This is a genomic window from Micromonospora sp. WMMD882 (genome assembly GCF_027497255.1).
Lineage (GTDB): Bacteria > Actinomycetota > Actinomycetes > Mycobacteriales > Micromonosporaceae > Micromonospora.
Genome location: NZ_CP114903.1, coordinates 2,183,748 through 2,201,210 on the forward strand (window position 1 = coordinate 2,183,748; position 17,463 = coordinate 2,201,210).

General features: G+C 74.4%; 14 protein-coding genes. 5 read left to right on the top strand and 9 right to left on the bottom strand.

Going from position 1 to position 17,463, the window contains the following annotated elements; genetic code table 11:
- The 5 genes from secD to ruvC all read right to left on the bottom strand — a co-directional run bounded on the left by secD (window position 1) and on the right by ruvC (window position 4,842).
- A complete protein-coding gene (gene secD, locus O7606_RS08635; RefSeq protein ID WP_281598534.1) occupies window positions 1-1,908 on the bottom strand; it encodes a protein translocase subunit SecD in 1,908 nt (635 codons plus the stop codon).
- A gap of 219 nt (window positions 1,909-2,127) precedes the next feature.
- A complete protein-coding gene (gene yajC, locus O7606_RS08640) occupies window positions 2,128-2,472 on the bottom strand; it encodes a preprotein translocase subunit YajC (RefSeq protein WP_281598535.1) in 345 nt (114 codons plus the stop codon).
- Between the two features lie 135 nt (window positions 2,473-2,607).
- Window positions 2,608-3,672 carry a Holliday junction branch migration DNA helicase RuvB gene (gene ruvB / locus O7606_RS08645; RefSeq protein WP_281598536.1) on the bottom strand — a complete coding sequence of 355 codons (1,065 nt, stop codon included), beginning with the start codon at window positions 3,670-3,672 and terminating at the stop codon, window positions 2,608-2,610.
- A gap of 43 nt (window positions 3,673-3,715) precedes the next feature.
- Entirely contained in the window at window positions 3,716-4,318 is a 603-nt protein-coding gene (ruvA, locus tag O7606_RS08650; protein WP_281598537.1) for a Holliday junction branch migration protein RuvA, read from the bottom strand.
- The gene (gene ruvC / locus O7606_RS08655) at window positions 4,315-4,842 is read right to left on the bottom strand and encodes a crossover junction endodeoxyribonuclease RuvC (protein ID WP_281598538.1); all 528 of its coding nucleotides are present in this window, start codon (window positions 4,840-4,842) and stop codon (window positions 4,315-4,317) included. The genes ruvA and ruvC overlap by 4 nt, the downstream gene beginning before the upstream one ends.
- Before the next feature lie 251 nt (window positions 4,843-5,093).
- On the opposite strand from ruvC, the gene O7606_RS08660 reads away from it, so the two are divergent.
- Window positions 5,094-5,876: a 3-hydroxybutyrate dehydrogenase gene (locus O7606_RS08660; protein ID WP_281598539.1), complete on the top strand. Its 783-nt coding sequence runs from the start codon at window positions 5,094-5,096 to the stop codon at window positions 5,874-5,876.
- Between the two features lie 14 nt (window positions 5,877-5,890).
- Entirely contained in the window at window positions 5,891-7,810 is a 1,920-nt protein-coding gene (locus tag O7606_RS08665) for a helix-turn-helix domain-containing protein (RefSeq protein ID WP_281598540.1), read from the top strand.
- Between the two features lie 34 nt (window positions 7,811-7,844).
- On the opposite strand, the gene O7606_RS08670 is transcribed toward O7606_RS08665, so the two are convergent.
- From O7606_RS08670 to dnaE, 3 genes are all read right to left on the bottom strand, one after another.
- Entirely contained in the window at window positions 7,845-8,504 is a 660-nt protein-coding gene (locus O7606_RS08670) for a transcriptional regulator (RefSeq protein WP_281598541.1), read from the bottom strand.
- Window positions 8,505-8,606: 102 nt separating this feature from the next.
- Window positions 8,607-9,644, bottom strand: coding sequence for an aminotransferase class V-fold PLP-dependent enzyme (locus tag O7606_RS08675; protein ID WP_281598542.1), 1,038 nt, complete (start codon window positions 9,642-9,644; stop codon window positions 8,607-8,609).
- A gap of 88 nt (window positions 9,645-9,732) precedes the next feature.
- Window positions 9,733-13,269 carry a DNA polymerase III subunit alpha gene (gene dnaE, locus O7606_RS08680; RefSeq protein ID WP_281598543.1) on the bottom strand — a complete coding sequence of 1,179 codons (3,537 nt, stop codon included), beginning with the start codon at window positions 13,267-13,269 and terminating at the stop codon, window positions 9,733-9,735.
- Between the two features lie 195 nt (window positions 13,270-13,464).
- On the opposite strand from dnaE, the gene O7606_RS08685 reads away from it, so the two are divergent.
- Together O7606_RS08685 and O7606_RS08690 are read left to right on the top strand one after the other, a co-directional pair.
- The gene (locus O7606_RS08685; protein WP_281598544.1) at window positions 13,465-14,028 is read left to right on the top strand and encodes an RNA polymerase sigma factor; all 564 of its coding nucleotides are present in this window, start codon (window positions 13,465-13,467) and stop codon (window positions 14,026-14,028) included.
- Complete coding sequence (locus tag O7606_RS08690; protein WP_281598545.1) at window positions 14,025-14,594, top strand: hypothetical protein; 570 nt, start codon at window positions 14,025-14,027, stop codon at window positions 14,592-14,594. The genes O7606_RS08685 and O7606_RS08690 overlap by 4 nt, the downstream gene beginning before the upstream one ends.
- A gap of 30 nt (window positions 14,595-14,624) precedes the next feature.
- Here the strand turns inward: O7606_RS08690 and O7606_RS08695 are convergent, their stop codons facing one another.
- A complete protein-coding gene (locus O7606_RS08695; RefSeq protein WP_281598546.1) occupies window positions 14,625-16,367 on the bottom strand; it encodes a serine/threonine-protein kinase in 1,743 nt (580 codons plus the stop codon).
- A gap of 287 nt (window positions 16,368-16,654) precedes the next feature.
- Here O7606_RS08695 and O7606_RS08700 point away from each other — a divergent pair, with 287 nt between their 5' ends.
- Window positions 16,655-17,278 carry a hypothetical protein gene (locus O7606_RS08700; RefSeq protein WP_281598547.1) on the top strand — a complete coding sequence of 208 codons (624 nt, stop codon included), beginning with the start codon at window positions 16,655-16,657 and terminating at the stop codon, window positions 17,276-17,278.
- The last annotated feature ends 185 nt before the right edge of the window (window positions 17,279-17,463 follow it).

Sequence of the window (17,463 nt, forward strand, 5' to 3'; positions counted from 1 at the left end):
TCAGGCCTCCTTGACGCGCGGGTTGCGGGTGGACGGCTGCTCGGCGCCCCTGGCCGGGAGGACCCGGCCGAGGCCGCTGACCCGTGGGGACAGGAACGCCCGGGTCCGGGCGAACATCGTCATGATCGGGTGCCGGAAGAGGAACACCACCACCAGGTCGAGCACGGTGGCCAGGCCCAGCGCGAAGGCGAAGCCCTTCACCGCGCCGACCGAGACGATGTAGAGCACCACGGCCGACAGGATGGTGATGGCGTTCGCCGAGATGATCGTCCGACGGGCCCGTACCCAGGCGCGCGGCACCGCGCTGCGGGGGCTGCGCCCCTCCCGGATCTCGTCCTTGAGCCGCTCGAAGTAGATGACGAACGAGTCCGCCGCCACGCCGAGTGAGACGATCATGCCGGCGATGCCGGCGAGAGTCAGCGTGAAGCCGATCTGCCGGCCGAGGAAGACCAGCGCGCCGAAGACCAGCAGCGCCGACAGCACCAGGCTCAGGAAGATGACCGAGCCGAGCAGCCGGTAGTAGAAGAACGCGTACACGATGACCAGCAGCATGCCGATGCCGGCGGCGAGCAGACCGGCGCGCAGGTGGCTGTCGCCCAGCGTGGCGGAGACGTTCTGCTGCTCCTGCGGCTCGAAGGTCACCGGCAGCGCGCCGTAGCGGAGCTGGCTGGACAGGTCGCTGGCGGTCTTGTTGTTGAAGCTGCCGGTGATCTGCGAGTCACCGGTGAGCACGCCCTGGATCTCCGGCGAGGAGATCACGTTGTTGTCGAGGACGACCGCCACCCGGCACTTGCCGTCCTGGCCGAGCGCGGAGGCGTCGCAGGCCTGGCCCTCGTTGTTGAACGCCTCGCGGGTCAACGCGGTCCACTTCGACTGGCCGGAGCCGGTGAAGTTGAGGCTGACCACCCACTGGCCGGTCTGGTCCAGGGCCGGATCGGCGTCCTCGACGTCGGTGCCGAGCACCTTGGCCACGTCGAGCAGGTACTTCGCGCCCGTCTCGCAGGCGACCACCTGCTGCTTCTCGTCGTTGATCGAGCCGGCAGGCCGGCTGTCGAGCTGCTCGCAGGTGATCGTCGGGACGTTGAACTGCACCGTCGCCGGCAGCACCGCGACCTCACGCGGGGTGAGCGTGCCGAACGGCTTGAGCCGCTCGGCCAGGCTCGGGTCGGCGCTGAGGTCGGCCGGGGCCTGGAGACCGTTGGCGGCCTGCCAGGCGGCGGCGCCGACCTTCTGCTCGACGGCCTTGCGCTGCTCCTCGATGCCCTGCGGCACCGGCTCGGCGCTGGCGCTCGGGGCCGGGGAGGCGCCGGCCGACGCGCTCGGCGCGGGGGTGGCGCTGGGAGCCGGCGCGCCGCCGCCCTGGCCGCCGGCGTCCGGCGAGGCGGTGGCCTGCGCGGAGGCGGCGGGCGACGCGGCCGGGCTGCCGGCGGGGGCGGGACTGCCGGACGCGGCCGGGCTGCCGGACGGGGCGGGACTGGCCGACGGCGGGGTGGCCGACACGCCGCTGCCGTCGGCGACCTTGAGCACCTTGCGGAACCGCAGCTCGGCGGCGCTGCCGACCTCGCTCAGGTCGCGGTTCTCGCCGGGCAGCGAGATGACGATGTTCCGGTTGCCCTCGGTGACCACCTCGGCCTCGGCGACCCCGAGCCCGTTGACCCGGTTCTCGATGATCTGCCGGGCCTCTTCGAGGTTCTCCGCGGTCGGCGGGCGACCGTCGACGGTGTTGGTCGCCTCGAGCGTGAGCCGGGTGCCGCCGACCAGGTCCAGGCCGAGCTTGGGCTCTAGCCGGTCCTTCCAGCCGCCGCTGGCCCCGCCCGCGAAGAACACCAAAAGATAGAGGACGACGAAGATGACGCCGAGCACGGCGAGTTGCCGTCCCGGTCGCATCTGTCCCTGAGGTGGTGCCACGGCTGTCCTGTCTCCCTGTGCGGTCGCGCCGCTGGTGGTAGGCGGCGGGTGGCGGGCCGGCCGACCCGGCCACGCGTGTTGACGGGTCACCGCCGGAGCCGACCCGGGCGCAGCCGCGACGGCGGACACCGCCGGCGGACTCCGCCCGGGTCGACTCCGAGCGTCGACCTACTATCCACTTGTTTCAATCCACGCGCAGCCCCCTCGGGCCCGCGCGGGTCACTCCTTGACGACGTCCCCGGCGGTCGGGTCGGTCGACTCGGTCCGGTCGACCTGGGTGACCACCCGGGCGATGGCCGGGCGCGCGTACCTGGTCCGGACGCCGGGGGCGACCTCCAGGTGGACGGTGTCGTCGTCGACGTCGGTGACCGTGCCGTACAGCCCGCCGATGGTGACGACCTCGTCCCCCGGGGCGAGCGAGGACTGCATCGCCTGGGCTTCCTTACGGCGCTTCTGCTGGGGACGGATCATCATGAAGTACATGACGCCGAAGAGCAGAGCGATCATGAGGATCGGCGTCAGACCGCCGGCTCCCCCACCGCCTTCTGGTGCTGCGTAAAGCACGGTAAAGACCTTCCCATTGGCCTCCGGGTCGGCGGGGGCGCCGGAGCGGAGGCGTGTTCTCACGTCCTGTGCAGACCGCGGCGAGTCTAATCGCTGCGCCTGGGAACGCCGAACGCCGGACGGATCACGTTCACATCACGGCTGATCAGGCTCGATGGCGAAGAGACCGGGCACGGAAGGAGCACCGCCACCAAATGTACCATTCGGGGGCGTTCGCCCCAGATGATGCCAGGCGGCTTCGGTGGCCACCCGCCCCCTCGGCGTCCGGGCGAGCAGCCCGGCCCGCACCAGGAACGGCTCGCAGACCTCCTCCACCGTGTCCGGCTGCTCGCCGACCGCCACGGCCAGGGTCGAGAGCCCGACCGGCCCGCCCCGGAACGAGTCGACCAGGGCGGTCAGCACCGCCCGGTCCAGCCGGTCCAGGCCGAGCGCGTCCACGTCGTACACGGTCAGGGCGGCGCGGGCCGTCTCGACGGTGACCACGCCGTCGGCCCGGACCTCGGCGTAGTCGCGGACCCGGCGCAGCAGCCGGTTGGCGATCCGGGGCGTGCCCCGCGACCGGCCGGAGATCTCGACGGCCCCCTCGTCGGTGATCGGCACCCCGAGGATCCGCGCCGACCGGCGCAACAGCGCCTCCAGCTCGACCGGGGAGTAGAAGTCCAGGTGCGCGACGAAGCCGAACCGGTCCCGCATCGGGCCGGTCAGCAGGCCGGACCGGGTGGTCGCGCCGACCAGGGTGAACGGCTCCACGTCGAGCGGGATGGCGGTGGCCCCCGGCCCCTTGCCGACCACCACGTCGACCCGGAAGTCCTCCATCGCGCTGTAGAGCAGCTCCTCCGCCGGACGGGCGATCCGGTGAATCTCGTCGATGAACAGCACGTCGCCCTCGGCGAGGCTGGTCAGGATGGCCGCCAGATCGCCGGAGCGCTCGATGGCCGGGCCGCTGGTCACCCGGATGCCGGAGCCCAGCTCGGCGGCGACGATGTTGGCCAGGCTGGTCTTGCCCAGCCCGGGCGGCCCGGACAGCAGGATGTGGTCCGGCGGGGAGCCCCGCCGCATCGCCCCCTGCAACAGCAGGTCCAGCTGGTCACGGACCCGGTCCTGGGCGATGAACTCGGCCAGCCGCTTCGGCCGGACGCTGACCTCCAGGTCCCGCTCCGCGTCCTGCGCGTAGGCCGAGACCAGGCCGTCGCCGGTCACGCCGGCCCCACCCCGGCGTCGGACGGCCCGCGCCGCGCGCGGCTCACCGCGTCCGCCCGAGCAGTCGGATGGCCTGCTTGAGCAGCACCGGCACCGGCGGGGTCGGCCCGTCGACCGTCTCCGCCACCGCGGCCACCGCCTGGTCGGCCTGGCCGGCCGTCCAGCCCAGCCCGACCAGCGCCTGACGCACCTGCTCCGGCCACGCCCCGCCGGTCACCCCGGCCGCGCCGTCCGGCCCGACCGCGACCGGACCGATCCGGTCCCGCAGCTCCAGGACGAGGCGCTCGGCGCCCTTCCTGCCGATGCCCGGCACCCGGGTCAGCGCGGCGGTGTCGGCGTTGGCGATGGCCTTGCGGACCGCGTCCGGGGTGTGCACCGCGAGCACCGCCTGGGCCAGCCGGGGACCGACCCCGCTGGCCGTCTGGAGCAGCTCGAACAGCGCCTTCGCGTCGTCGTCGGCGAACCCGTAGAGGGTGAGCGAGTCCTCCCGGACCACCAGGCTGGTGGCGAGCCGGGCCGGTTGGCCCACCCGCAACTCGGCGAGCGTGCCGGGGGCGCACTGCACCGCCAGGCCCACCCCGCCGACCTCCACCACCGCGTGGTCCGGGCCGGTCGCGGTCACCGTGCCGCGCACACTGGCGATCATCGTGCTCCTCCTCGTCGGACCCGGTCCGCGGCGGCGGCCAGCTTGGACCGGGTGCCACCGCGCCACACGTGACAGATGGCCAGGGCGAGCGCGTCGGCGGCGTCGGCGGGCTTCGGCGGCTCGGCCAGCCGCAGCAGCCGGGTCACCATCGCGGTCATCTGGGCCTTGTCCGCCTGCCCGGACCCGGTGATCGCCGCCTTCACCTCGCTCGGGGTGTACGTCTGCACGGGCAGCCCGGCCCGCGCGCCGGCCAGCACGGCGATCCCGCTGGCCTGGGCGGTGCCCATCACCGTACGCACGTTGTGCTGGCTGAACACCCGCTCCACGGCGACGCTCTCCGGCCGGTGCTCGGCGACCAGCTCGGTCAGCGCCCGGTCCAGCAGCAGCAGCCGGCGGGGCAGCTCGTCGTCGGGGTCGGTGCGGACCACGGTGTACGCGACGAGCGTGCAGGGTCGCCCCGGGACGCCCTCGACCACGCCGACCCCGCACCGGGTCAGGCCCGGGTCGACGCCGAGCACCCGCACGCCGCCTCCTCCCCGAGCCACCGGCCAGTACGTGTGTTCGACACCCTACTTGCCGCCGCCGACCGCCGGCCGGGGGGACACGCCGGCCGCCCCCGCGTTCGCCGCCCCGCTCACGGGACGGCCGGCGCGGGTCGCCGGACGGTCCGGCGCAGGTGACCGGGCCCGGTCACGGACGGTCCACATAGCCGGGGCGAGGAGTGTGTGCGGGGAACCCATGTGCCGTCGGCCACCCACCTCGTAACTTCTGCGCCATGACGGCTGAACCAGTGGCGTTCCCCCACGTCGTACAGGTCGACCTCACCGGTCGTGCCGCGCTGGTCACCGGCGGTGGCGGCGGCATCGGCCGGGCGTGCGCGCGACGGCTGGCCGCGGCCGGCGCGGCGGTGCTGGTGGTGGACCGCAACGTCGAGGCGGCCAAGGCGGTCGCCGCCGAGATCGGCGGTCGGGCCGAGGGGATCGACCTGGCCGACCCGGACGCGGTGGACCGGCTCGACGCCGACGTGGACATCGTGGTCAACAACGCCGGGCTGCAACACGTCGCGCCGGTGCCCGAGTTCCCGGTGGAACGTTTCTCCCACCTGCACCGGGTGATGGTGGAGGCGCCGTTCCGGATCGTGCGCCGCGCGCTGCCGCACATGTACGCGCGCGGCTGGGGACGCGTGGTCAACATCTCGTCGGTGCACGGGCTGCGCGCCTCGGCGTACAAGGCGGCGTACGTGTCGGCCAAGCACGCCCTGGAGGGGTTCTCCAAGGTGGTGGCCCTGGAGGGGGCGGCGCACGGGGTGACCGCCAACTGCGTCAACCCGGCGTACGTGCGTACCGCGCTGGTGGAGGACCAGATCGCCGACCAGGCGGCCCGGCACGGCATCGGCCCCGACGAGGTGGTCGAGAAGATCATGCTGGCCCGGGCCGCGATCAAGCGGCTGATCGAGCCGGAGGAGGTCGCCGAGCTGGTCGCGTACCTCTGCTCCCCGCCCGCGTCGTTCATCACCGGCTCGTCCATCGCCCTCGACGGGGGCTGGACGGCGAACTAGTGTCCACCCGCACAATGTCGGTCATGTCGTCGCCGATCGAGTTCCTGGAGCTGCTCGCCCGGGAGGCCGCGGCCGTCGAGTTCGAGGGGCCGCTGGTGGCCGCGCGCTCCGCCGGCCTGCCGCCCGAGCGCCTCGCCGAGCTGGAGCAGGCCAAGGTGGTGGCGCTGCGGGTGCGGGCGCTGCTGGAGCGCCGCCGTCGCCGCGAGATCGAGCTGTCCGGCCTGTACGACACGGCCAGCGACCTGGCCGGGCTGCGCGACTCCGACGACGTGCTGCGGGCCATCGTGCACCGGGCGCGGACCCTGCTCGGCGCGGACGTGGCGTACATGACGCTCAACGACGACGACCGGGGCGACACGTACATGCGGGTCACCGACGGGTCGGTGTCCGCCCGGTTCCAGCGGTTGCGGCTGCCGCTGGGCGCCGGCCTCGGCGGGCTGGTGGCCCAGTCCGGCACCCCGTACGTGACCGCGAACTACGACGAGGACGAGCGGTTCCACCACACCGGGGAGATCGACGCCGGCGTACGCGAGGAGGGCCTGGTGGCGATCCTCGGCGTGCCGCTGCGGCTCGGGCCCACCTCGATCGGGGTGCTGTACGCGGCGAACCGTTCCGCCCGGCCGTTCGCCCGGGAGGAGGTGGCGCTGCTGGTGTCGCTGGCCGCGCACGCGGCGGTGGCGATCGACACCGCCCGGCTGCTGGCCGAGACCCGGGCCGCGCTGGCCGAGCTGTCCGCCGCGAACACCACCATCCGGGCGCACAGCGCCTCGGTGGAGCGGGCGGCGGCGGCGCACGACCGGATGACCGCGCTGGTGCTGCGCGGCGGCGGGGTGGAGGACGTGGCGGCGGCGGTCACCGACGTGCTCGGCGGCGCGGTGCTGGCGCTGGACGCCGAGGGGCGGCTGCTGGCCCGGGTCGGCGAGATCGACGAGCCGGACCGGGCCGACCTGGTGGAGGCGGTGGCCGCGTCCCGGACGGAGGGACGCAGCGTGCGCCGGGGCCGGCTCTGGTACGCCGCGGTGGTGGCCGGCGCGGAGAATCTCGGCGCGCTGGTGCTGCGGCCGGAGGGTGAGCTGGTCGACGCCGACCAGCGGATCCTGGAGCGGGCCGCGCTGGTGACCGCGTTGCTGCTGCTGTTCCGGCGGACGGTCGCCGAGGCGGAGGGCCGGGTCCGGGGCGAGCTGCTCGACGACCTGATCGCCCGCCCGCTTGCCGACCCGGAGGCGCTGCGCAGCCGGGGCCGCCGCCTCGGGGTGGACCTGGACGCCCCGCACGTGCTGGTGGCGGTGGGCGACGACGCGATCGCGCCGACCGGCTCGGCCCGGCAGCGGGTGGTCTCGTGGGCCACCACGTACGCCTCGACCCGGGGTGGGCTGGCCGCCGCCCGGGACGGCCGGGTGGTGCTGATGCTGCCCGGGGTCGAGGCGGGGGCGGCGGCCCGCGCGGTGGCCCGGGACCTGGCCCGGGTGACCGGCCGGCCGGTCACCGCCGGGGCGAGCGGCCCGGCCGGTGGGCCGGCGGCGCTGGCCGCGACGTTCCGTGAGGCGGACCGCTGCCTCACCGCGCTCGGCGCGCTGGGCCGCACCGGTCAGGGCGCGAGCACCGCCGAGCTGGGTTTCGTCGGGTTGCTGCTCGGCGCGGTGGGCGACCGGGGCGACCGGGACGTCGCCCGGTTCCTCGCCGACACGGTCGGCCCGGTGGTGGACTACGACGCCCGGCGGGGCACCGCGCTGGTGAAGACGCTGGAGGCGTACTTCGGGGTGGGCGGCAGCCTGGCCCGGGCCGCCGAGCAACTGCACGTGCACGTCAACACGGTCACCCAGCGGCTGGAACGGGTGGGGCACCTGCTCGGCGCGGACTGGCAGCGCCCGGAACGGGCGTTGGAGGTGCAGCTCGCGTTGCGCCTGCACCGCCTCCGCGGGCCCGACGCCTGACCAATCCCCCGCCCTCCGGGCGCGGCGCCCGGGCTCAGCCGGCCTGGCAGGCGGCGGTGGCGGCGGAGAGCGAGGTGAGCCGGGCCACCGGGACCGGCAGCTCCTCGATCCATCCGGGGCCGGCCCCGAACACCCGGACGGCGGGGAAGTCCCGACCGAGCCGGACCAGCCGGTACGCCCGGCCGGTGACCGGCGTCTGGGACCACACCACCACGGTGTGCGGGAGGGCCCGGCGCACCGCGTCGGCCAGCGCCGGCCAGGGCAGCGCCGGACCGAGCAGCAGGGCCGGCCGACGACGTTGCCGCAGCGCGGCGGCGAGCGCGTGCAGCCCGAGACAGTGGTGTTCCTGGTCGGCGCCGACGAGCAGCACGCCCCCGCCGGATCGGCCGGGCCGCCGACCGGTCGGGCCGGACGACCCGGGTGCCGCCGTCCGGTCCGGACCGGGCGGCACGTCCCGGTGCAGCACGTCCAACCCGACCCGGATGCCCTCGGAGAGGGCGTGCTCGACGGCGATCTCCGGCGCGGTCTGCCCCGGCTGCGCCCGCAGCAGCGGCACGCAGACCTGCTCCCACACCGCCACCACGTCCGCCGGCCCGGCCAGCTCGGCGACCAGGCCGGCGACCCGGTTGCTGTCCAGCTCCTCGGCGGCGGTGACGAGACGCTTGCGTGCCGTCTCGACCGCCTCGACCGACATCCGCTCTCCCGGCACCCGACGCACCTCCCCGGTAGACAACCACTACCAGGGGCTTCGCCGGAACGGGTCGATTCGGATGCGCGTGGCGGCGTCGGCCCGCGGTCAGCCGGCGAGGGCGTCCAGCGCGAGGTCCACGTCCTCCTCGGTGGAGTAGAGGTGGAAGGAGGCGCGGACCCGGCCGGCGCGGACCGCCGCGCGGACGCCGGCCCGGTCCAGCTTCTCCTGCGCGCCGGGCACGTCCACGGTGACGATCGCGCTGTCCCCGGGCGGCTGCCCCAACCCGGTCAGGAACCGGTTGGCCAGCGCCACGTCGTGCGCCCGGATCGCCGGCGTCCCGATCTCGGCCAGCAATTCCAGGGCGGGCGCCGCGCCGACGTAGCAGAACCAGGCCGGGGAGATGTCGAACCGGCGGGCGTCGGCGGCCAGTCGCAGCGGCGGCCCGTAGTAGGAGGAGTGCGGGTCCTCGGCCGCGTACCAGCCGGCGGCGTCCGGGCGCATCCGGTCCCGCAGCGCCGGGGCCAGGTAGGCGAAGGCCGCGCCGCGGGGCGCGGTCAGCCACTTGTACGCGCCGACCACCACCGCGTCGGCCCGGCTCGCGTCGAACGGCAGCCAGCCGCACGCCTGGGTGGCGTCCACCGACACCAGCGCGTCGTGCGCGCGGGCGGCGGCCACGATGTCGTCGTACGGGGCGACCCGGCCGTCGGCGGACTGCACCAGGCTGAACGCGACCAGGTCGGTGTCGGCGTCGACCGCGTCGACCAGCCGCTCCAGCGGCACCGTGCGGACGGTCACCCCGCGCTGCTCCTGCGCCAGCCAGGGGAACAGGTTGCTGGTGAACTCGACCTCGGGCACCAGCACGGTCGCGCCGGCCGGCAGCGACGCGGCGACCGGGGCCAGCAGTTGCGACACCACGCTGCCGATCGCCACGTCCGCCACCGGCACGCCGAGCAGCCGGGCGAACGCGGTACGGGACCGGTCGGCCGTGTCGCCCCACCGCTCCCAGGCGTTCTCGCCGTCCCGCCACTCGGTCAGCGCGTTCTGGACCGCCGTCAGGGTCGGTTCGGCCGGCAGCCCGAAGCTGGCGGTGTTGAGCCAGCCGGGCTTGGGCTGCCACAGTTTCCGTGCCTCGTCCAGATCCATGCCCTCGACGCTACGCACGCCGGGCCCGGGCGCTCACGGCCAATTCCCGCTCCGTGGCTCCGGGGCTCGGTGCCGCCGGGGCCGGCTCTCAGCTCACGTTCGCCGGGCCGAGCACGCTCTTCAGGTCGCCCATCAGGGCCGTCGTCGGCGCGACCCGGAACAGCCCGAACCGCCACGTCTCGACGGTGCTGCTCTTGAGCAGCTTGACGTGCACCTCGGTGTCGCCGGGGTGCAGCACCAGGGTCTCCTTGAGCCGCTCCGCCAGGGGCGGGGTGAGCCGGTGCACCGGGATGGTCAGGGTCACCGGCTTGCTCGCCGGGTTGCTGCTGACGTCCGGCATCTGCATGTCCATCGCCATGATGCGCGGGGTGTCGTCGCGCCGGTCCACCCGGCCCTTGACCACCACGATCGCGTCCTCGGCGATGTACTGGCCGATCACTTCGTAGGTGTTCGGGAAGAACAGCGTCTCCACCCCGCCGGCCAGGTCCTCCAGGGTGGCCGACGCCCAGGCCCGGCCCTGCTTGGTGACCCGCCGCTGCACCCCGGAGAGGATGCCGGCGAGGGTGACCACGGCGCCGTCGGGCACCGAGCCCTCCTCGGAGAGCGCGGCGATGGTGCAGTCGGCCGCCGCGCCGAGCACGTGCTCCAGCCCGAACAGCGGGTGGTCGGAGACGTACAGGCCGAGCATTTCCCGTTCGAAGGCGAGTTTGTCGCGCTTGTCCCACTCGCTGTCGCCGATGACCGGCATGACGGTGGTGCTGCTGGTGGCGCTGTCGGCGTCGCCGAAGCCGGCGCCGAAGAGGTCGTACTGGCCGACGGCCTCCTTGCGCTTGACGTCGGCGTACGCGTCGATCGCCTCGGCGTGCACGGCGAGCAGCCCCCGGCGCGGGTGGCCCAGCGCGTCGAACGCCCCGGCCTTGATCAGGGATTCGATGGTCTTCTTGTTGCAGACCACCGCGTCGACCTTGGCGAGGAAGTCGTAGAAGTCGGCGTACTCGCCCTTCTCGTCCCGGCACCGCATGATCGAGGCGACCACGTTCGCGCCGACGTTGCGGACCGCGCCGAGACCGAAGCGGATCTCCTTGCCGACCGGGGTGAACGGCCCGGCGGAGGTGTTCACGTCCGGCGGCAGCACCTGGATCCGCATCCGGCGACACTCGGACAGGTAGAGCGCCATCTTGTCCTTGTCGTCGCCGACCGAGGTGAGCAGCGCCGCCATGTACTCGGCCGGGTAGTGCGCCTTCAGGTACGCCGTCCAGTACGAGACCAGACCGTACGCGGCGGAGTGCGCCTTGTTGAACGCGTACCCGGCGAACGGGACCAGCACGTCCCACACCGCCTGGACGGCCTCGTCGGAGTAGCCGTGCGCCCGGCAGCCGTCCCGGAACGGGATGAACTCCTTGTCGAGGATCTCCTTCTTCTTCTTGCCCATCGCCCGGCGCAGCAGGTCGGCCTGGCCGAGGCTGTAGCCGGCGAGGATCTGCGCGGCGCGCTGCACCTGCTCCTGGTAGACGATCAGGCCGTGGGTGGGGGCGAGGATCTCCCGCAGCGGCTCCTCCAGCTCCGGGTGGATCGGGGTGATCTCCTGGAGGCCGTTCTTGCGCAGCGCGTAGTTGGTGTGCGAGTCCACGCCCATCGGGCCGGGCCGGTAGAGCGCCAGCACGGCGGAGATGTCCTCGAAGTTGTCCGGCTTCATCAGCCGCAGCAGCGACCGCATCGGCCCGCCGTCGAGTTGGAACACGCCCAGGGTGTCGCCCCGGGCCAGCAGCTCGTAGGCGGGTTTGTCGTCCAGCTCCAGGGCCAGCAGGTCGAGGTCCTTGCCGTGGTTGAGCTGGATGTTCTTGACCGCGTCGTCGATGATCGTCAGGTTCCGCAGGCCGAGGAAGTCCATCTTCAGCAGCCCGAGCGACTCGCACGTCGGGTAGTCGAACTGGGTGATGATCACCCCGTCGGAGTCCCGGCGCATGAGCGGGATGTGCTCGATGATCGGCTCGGCGGACATGATCACGCCGGCGGCGTGCACGCCGGTCTGCCGGATCAGCCCCTCGATGCCCTTGGCGGTCTCGATGACCTTCTTGACGTCCGGGTCCGACTCGTACAGGCCGCGGATCTCGCCGGCCTCGGCGTACCGGGGGTGCTTAGGGTCGAAGATGCCGGAGAGCGGGATGTCCTTGCCCATCACCGCCGGCGGCATCGCCTTGGTGATCCGGTCACCGACCGCGTAGGGGTAGCCGAGCACCCGGGCCGAGTCCTTGATCGCGGCCTTCGCCTTGATGGTGCCGAAGGTGGCGATCTGCGCGACCTTGTCCTCGCCCCACTTGTCGGTCACGTACTTGATCACCTCGCCGCGCCGACGCTCGTCGAAGTCGATGTCGACGTCCGGCATGGAGACCCGCTCGGGGTTCAGGAACCGCTCGAAGATCAGCCCGTGCGGGATCGGGTCCAGGTCGGTGATGCCCAACGCGTACGCGACGAGCGAGCCGGCCGCCGAGCCCCGGCCCGGACCGACCGCGATGCCCTGGCTCTTCGCCCACTGGATGAAGTCGGCGACCACGAGGAAGTACGACGGGAACCCCATCTGGATGATGACGCCCAGCTCGTACTCGGCCTGCACGACGTGCCCCTCCGGGACGCCGTTCGGGAAGCGGCGGGCCAGCCCCTTGAACGTCTCCTTACGGAACCAGGACTCCTCGGTCTCCCCGTCGGGGATCGGGAACCGGGGCATCAGGTTGTGGAACTCGAACATGCCGGCCGGGTCGACCTTCTCGGCGACCAGCAGGGTGTTACGGCAGCCTTCCAACCAGACGTCGGAGCCGTCGACGGCGCGCATCTCCTCGGCGGACTTGATGAAGTAGCCGCTGCCGCCGAACTTGAACCGGTTCGGGTCGGCGATGTTGCTGCCGGTCTGCACGCAGAGCAGCACGTCGTGCGACTCGGCCTGGGCCTCGTGGGTGTAGTGCGAGTCGTTGGTCACCACCGGCGGGATGTCGAGTTTCCGGCCGATCTCCAGCAGCCCGTCGCGGACCCGCTTCTCGATGTCCAGACCGTGGTCCATCAGCTCCAGGAAGTAGTTCTCCCGACCGAAGATGTCCTGGTACCTCGCCGCCGCCGCCAGCGCCTGCTCCTCCTGACCCAGCCGCAGCCGGGTCTGCACCTCGCCGGACGGGCAGCCGGTGGTCGCCATCAACCCCTCGGCGTGCTCGGCGAGCAGCTCGGCGTCCATCCGGGGCCACTTCACGAAGAACCCCTCGGTGTACGCCTTGGAGGTGAGCGTGAAGAGGTTGTGCAGGCCGGTCCGGTTGCGGGCCCAGATGGTCTTGTGGGTGTAACCGCCGCTGCCGGAGACGTCGTCGCTCTTCTGCTCCGGCCGCCCCCACTTGACCCGCTGCTTGTGGAAGCGTGACTCCGGCGCGACGTACGCCTCGATGCCCAGCACGGGGGTGATCCCGGCGGCCATGGCCTGCTTGTAGAAGTCGTGCGCGCCGTGCATGTTGCCGTGGTCGGTCATCGCCACCGCCGGCATGCCCAGCCGGCTCGCCTCGGCGAAGAGATCCTTGAGCCGGGCCGCGCCGTCGAGCATCGAGTACTCCGTGTGCACGTGCAGATGCACGAACGAGTCGGCCATCGAAGCGCTCCCCCAGGTGGTGAATCTTGCGGCCGGCCCAGCCTAGCCCCGGCCGGGCCCGGCCCCGCCGACCGCCACGCCCCGCCGTCGGCCACGCCGCCGGCCGCCGGCAGTCGGGTGCCGGACGCGGGCCACCGGGCCGGGTCGGGGGCCGCGTAACCTGAGCCGACACCCCCGGCGAACCTGGACGGCCTGATGCCCCTACCCGACGGCACCGAGGACCTGGCCGCGGCGGCGTCGCGGGGCGACCCGGCGGCGTTGGACGCGCTGCTGGCCGCGGTACGCCCCGAGGCGCTGCGGCTCTGCGCCCGGCTGCTGCCGCACCGGGAGGACGCCGAGGAGGCGTGCCAGGACACGCTGCTCGCGGTGGCCCAGGGCATCAGCCGGTTCGAGGGCCGGTCGTCGTTCCACACCTGGCTGCACCGGCTGGCCGCGAACCGGGCCCGCTCGACGTACCGGGGGCTGCGCCGACGGTGGCTGCTGGAGGCCGGCGGCCTGCCGGTGCCGGAGCGGCCCGACCCGCGCCGGACCAGCGTCGTCGCCGGCACCCGGCTCGACCTGCTCGACGCGCTCGACGCGATCCGCCCCGAGCTCGCCGAGGTGGTGGTGCTGCGGGACGTGCTCACCCTCGGCTACCGGGAGATCGCCGACCTGCTCGACCTGCCCGAGGGCACCGTCAAGTCCCGGCTGCACGAGGCGCGGCGGCAGGTGCGCGCCCGCCTCACCGGCCAGCCCCGACCAGACCGGGAGCGCCGGTGACCGGGCGCGGAACGGCCCACCAGCTCGGCCTGACGGGCGCGGTCGTGCTGACCCTGACCATGGTCGGGACGGTGCCGGCCTGCGGCGGTGACGTGCCCGTCGCGCCGTTGCCGGTCCATCCGCCGACGACGGCCGCCACGTCCGGGCCGCCCGTCCGCCCGACGCAGGCCACGCCGTCGGCCACCACCGCGCCGCCCACGGCCCGCCCGTCGGTCGCCGCCCCGCCGACCCGGCCGCCCGCGCCGACCACCCCCGCCGTCCCGCCCGCCCCGACGGCGACCCCGTCCCCGACCGCGCTGCCCGACGCCTGCCTCGGCGCGGTGCGCTACGACCTGGTGCTGGCCGAGACCGAGCTGGCCCTGCTCACCTCGCTCTGCTTCGCCACCGGCGGCGTGCTGCGGATCATCGGCATCGGTCCGGGCGAGGTGACCGTGGAGCCGGCGGAGCTGGTCTCCCACGACTACGAGGCCGGGGTGGTGGACCTGCGGTTCGTCCGGCCCGGGACGGTGGCCGTGCGGATCCCGCAGGGCGGCGTCACGCACACGGTGACGGTGGTCGCGCGCTGACCGTCACGCCGACCACCGGTCGGCCGGCGGTCAGCGTGCCCGTACCCCGGCGAGCAGCCGGTCCACGAAGCCGGGGTCACTGCCCGACGGGGGCGTCACCTGCACGTAGAGCAGACCGGAACGGTCCGGGCCGAGCCCAGCGGCCTCCACGATCACCGGTCGGCCCCGGGCGCACGCGTACCGGGCCACCACCCAGTCCACGCCCGCCTGCCGGGTGCGCCGCACCGGCTCGGCGGCGCAGTCCGCGTGCGGACGTTCCGCGACGAAGCCGTCGGGCGTGGTCCGGGCGGCGATGGCGGCGGAGACGCCCACGAACGCCCCCGGCACCGTCGGGTCCACCGGCCACCGGTCCGGGTCGGGCGACACCACCAGGGCGGGCTCCAGGCCGCCGTCCGGTCCGTACTGGCCGGCCCAGCCGCTGCCGGCGGCCCGCCAGCCGGGCGGCAACGCGACGGTGAGCGGCCCGCTGCTCCCGACCGGGACGTCCGGCCGGAGAGCGGACGCGTCCCCGGTCAGGACGCCGGCCACCGCCAGCACCGCGACCCCGGCTCCGGCGGCCGAGAGCCAGCGCCGCCCACGCCGACGCGGCCCGGCCGACGACGGCCCGCCGGAAGACGCCGACGGCGGGCCGCCGATTTTCCACTCCGGCTCCCACCCGGCGTCGACCCAGCCACCATCGGCCCAGCCACCGTCGGCCAGGCCACCGTCGACCCGGCCGCCGCCACCCGGGCCGCTGGCATCCCGGCCGTCGGCGATCCGGCCGTCGGCGGCGGGGCGGCCCGGGGCGTCTGACCGGCCGGCGGTGGGGGCGGCGTCCCGCAGGGCCGCGCGGAAGGCGGCGGCGTCCGGGTAGCGGTCGGCCGGCCGGTACGCGGTGGCCCGCCGCAGCACCTCCGCCACCGCAGACGGGACACCCTCCCGAAGCCGTGGCGGGCCGTCCCCACCCCGGTCCCACCCACCGACGTCCGTACCGGACCAGTCGCGCCCCCCGTCGACGTCCGGGCCGGACCGACCGCGCTCGCCGACGTCCGTACCGACCCGGCCCGGCTGGTCGGCGTCCGTACCGGACCGACCGGGCTGGTCGGCGTCCGGGTCGGGCCGGACCGGCTGGTCGGCGTCCGAAGGGCCGGCGTCGGTCATCGGGGCACAGGGGGCGCCGAGCAGCCGGAGACCGAGCCGCCCCAGCCCGTACACGTCGGCGCGGGTGTCCACCACCGCCAGCGGATCGTCCTGCTCGGGGGCCATGTAGCCGGGGGTGCCGGCCCGCGCGGTCAGACCGGAGGCGGCGGCGAGGGCCTTGGCCAACCCGAGGTCGGCGACCAGCACCCGCTCGCCGTCCGGGTGGGACCGGAAAAGGACGTTGCCCGGGGTCAGGTCACGGTGCACCACACCGTGCCGGTGCAGCACGGCCACCCCGGCGGCGATCTCGGCCAGCAGGTCCAGGGCGGCCGGCACGGGCAGCGGGCCGGCCGCCAACCGGTCGCGCAGGCTGCCGCCGTCGGCGAGGGACAGCACCACGTACGGCCGGCCGTCGGGCAGCTCACCCACCCCGTGCGCCCGGACCAGCCGGTCGTCGTCGATCCGACGCAGCAACCGGGCCTCGTCCAGGAAACGTTCCCGAACCCGCAGGTCGTGGTGCCAGTTCTCGGCCAGCACCTTGATCGCCACCGGCGCGTCGAGCAGCGGATCGTGCCCCAGCCAGACCGTCGCGAACGACCCCGTGCCGAGCAGCCGCTCGATCCGGTACGGCCCGATCCGCTCCGGGCTGGTCACCGCGCCACCATCCACTCCCCGCCACGTCCGCCCGGCGGTGGCTCGACAGTAGACGGCGCGCCGCTGCCGGCGTCGCCCCGGCCGCCCCGGCGCGGCGCGCCCCGCCACCCCGGCGCGGCGCGCCCCGCCACCCCGGCGCGGCGCGCCCCGGCCGCCCCACGGTCGCCGACGAGCCGGGCGAACGGACCCGCAGACGGGGGCGGAAACGGTCGGAGATCCGACGAACCGGCCCCGCGTCCGGGGAGACGAACAGAGCAAGGACACCCGCACCGCGAGGAGGAACTCCCGTGAACCGTCTCCGCTACCCCGCCGGCCGCGCCCGGTCGGCAACCGCCGTGCTCACCGCGCTGCTGGTCACGGCCGCTCTGACGCCCCTCACCGGGGCGGCCCCGGCGACCGCCGCTGCCCGCCCGACGACCGCCGGGCCGTCGACCGACCGGGCCACCCCACCCCAGGCCCGCCCCGCGGCCACCCGGACGCTGAGCGTGCGGGGCGCCGGACCGTACCGGATCGGTCGGAGCCTCGACGGTCTGACGGCGGCCGGTCTGATCGACTCGGTCGCGCCGGGCTGCGGCGACGTGCTCGTCGCCGGCGCCACCGGGCAGTGGGCCGGCGTGATCCTGCTGACCTTCCGGGCCGGTCGGCTGGTGGCCGTGGGCACCGCCACCCGGCCGCCGTCCTCGCCCGCCGGGGCCGGCGTCGGCATGACCTTCGACGACCTGGAGCGGATCTACGGCCCGCGCGGCGCGTTGGTCCACGACGAGGTGACCGGCCGGTCGGCGTACCTGGTCCGGATCGGCGACCGGGTCGAACTGTTCAGCGACCACCCGATCCGCGACGGCGTCGGATACTTCGAGGCCGGTCTGGGCTCGCACCTCGCCCCCTCGTCGCGGGCCGGACGGGCCTGCTGAGTCCACACCCGACGGTCGGCCCGGCGGCGCCGCCGATGAGCTAGAGTGCTCGACGTGACTGCCGGGTCGGCCGAGAGCCGTTCACGAGTGAGGTTCATCCCGGCCCTGGCGTGACCGCCGGGTCCGCGAGAGGCCCGCCTCTCCCCTTCTCCTTCGCTGCCGCCACCACCGACGGCCCGCCCCGG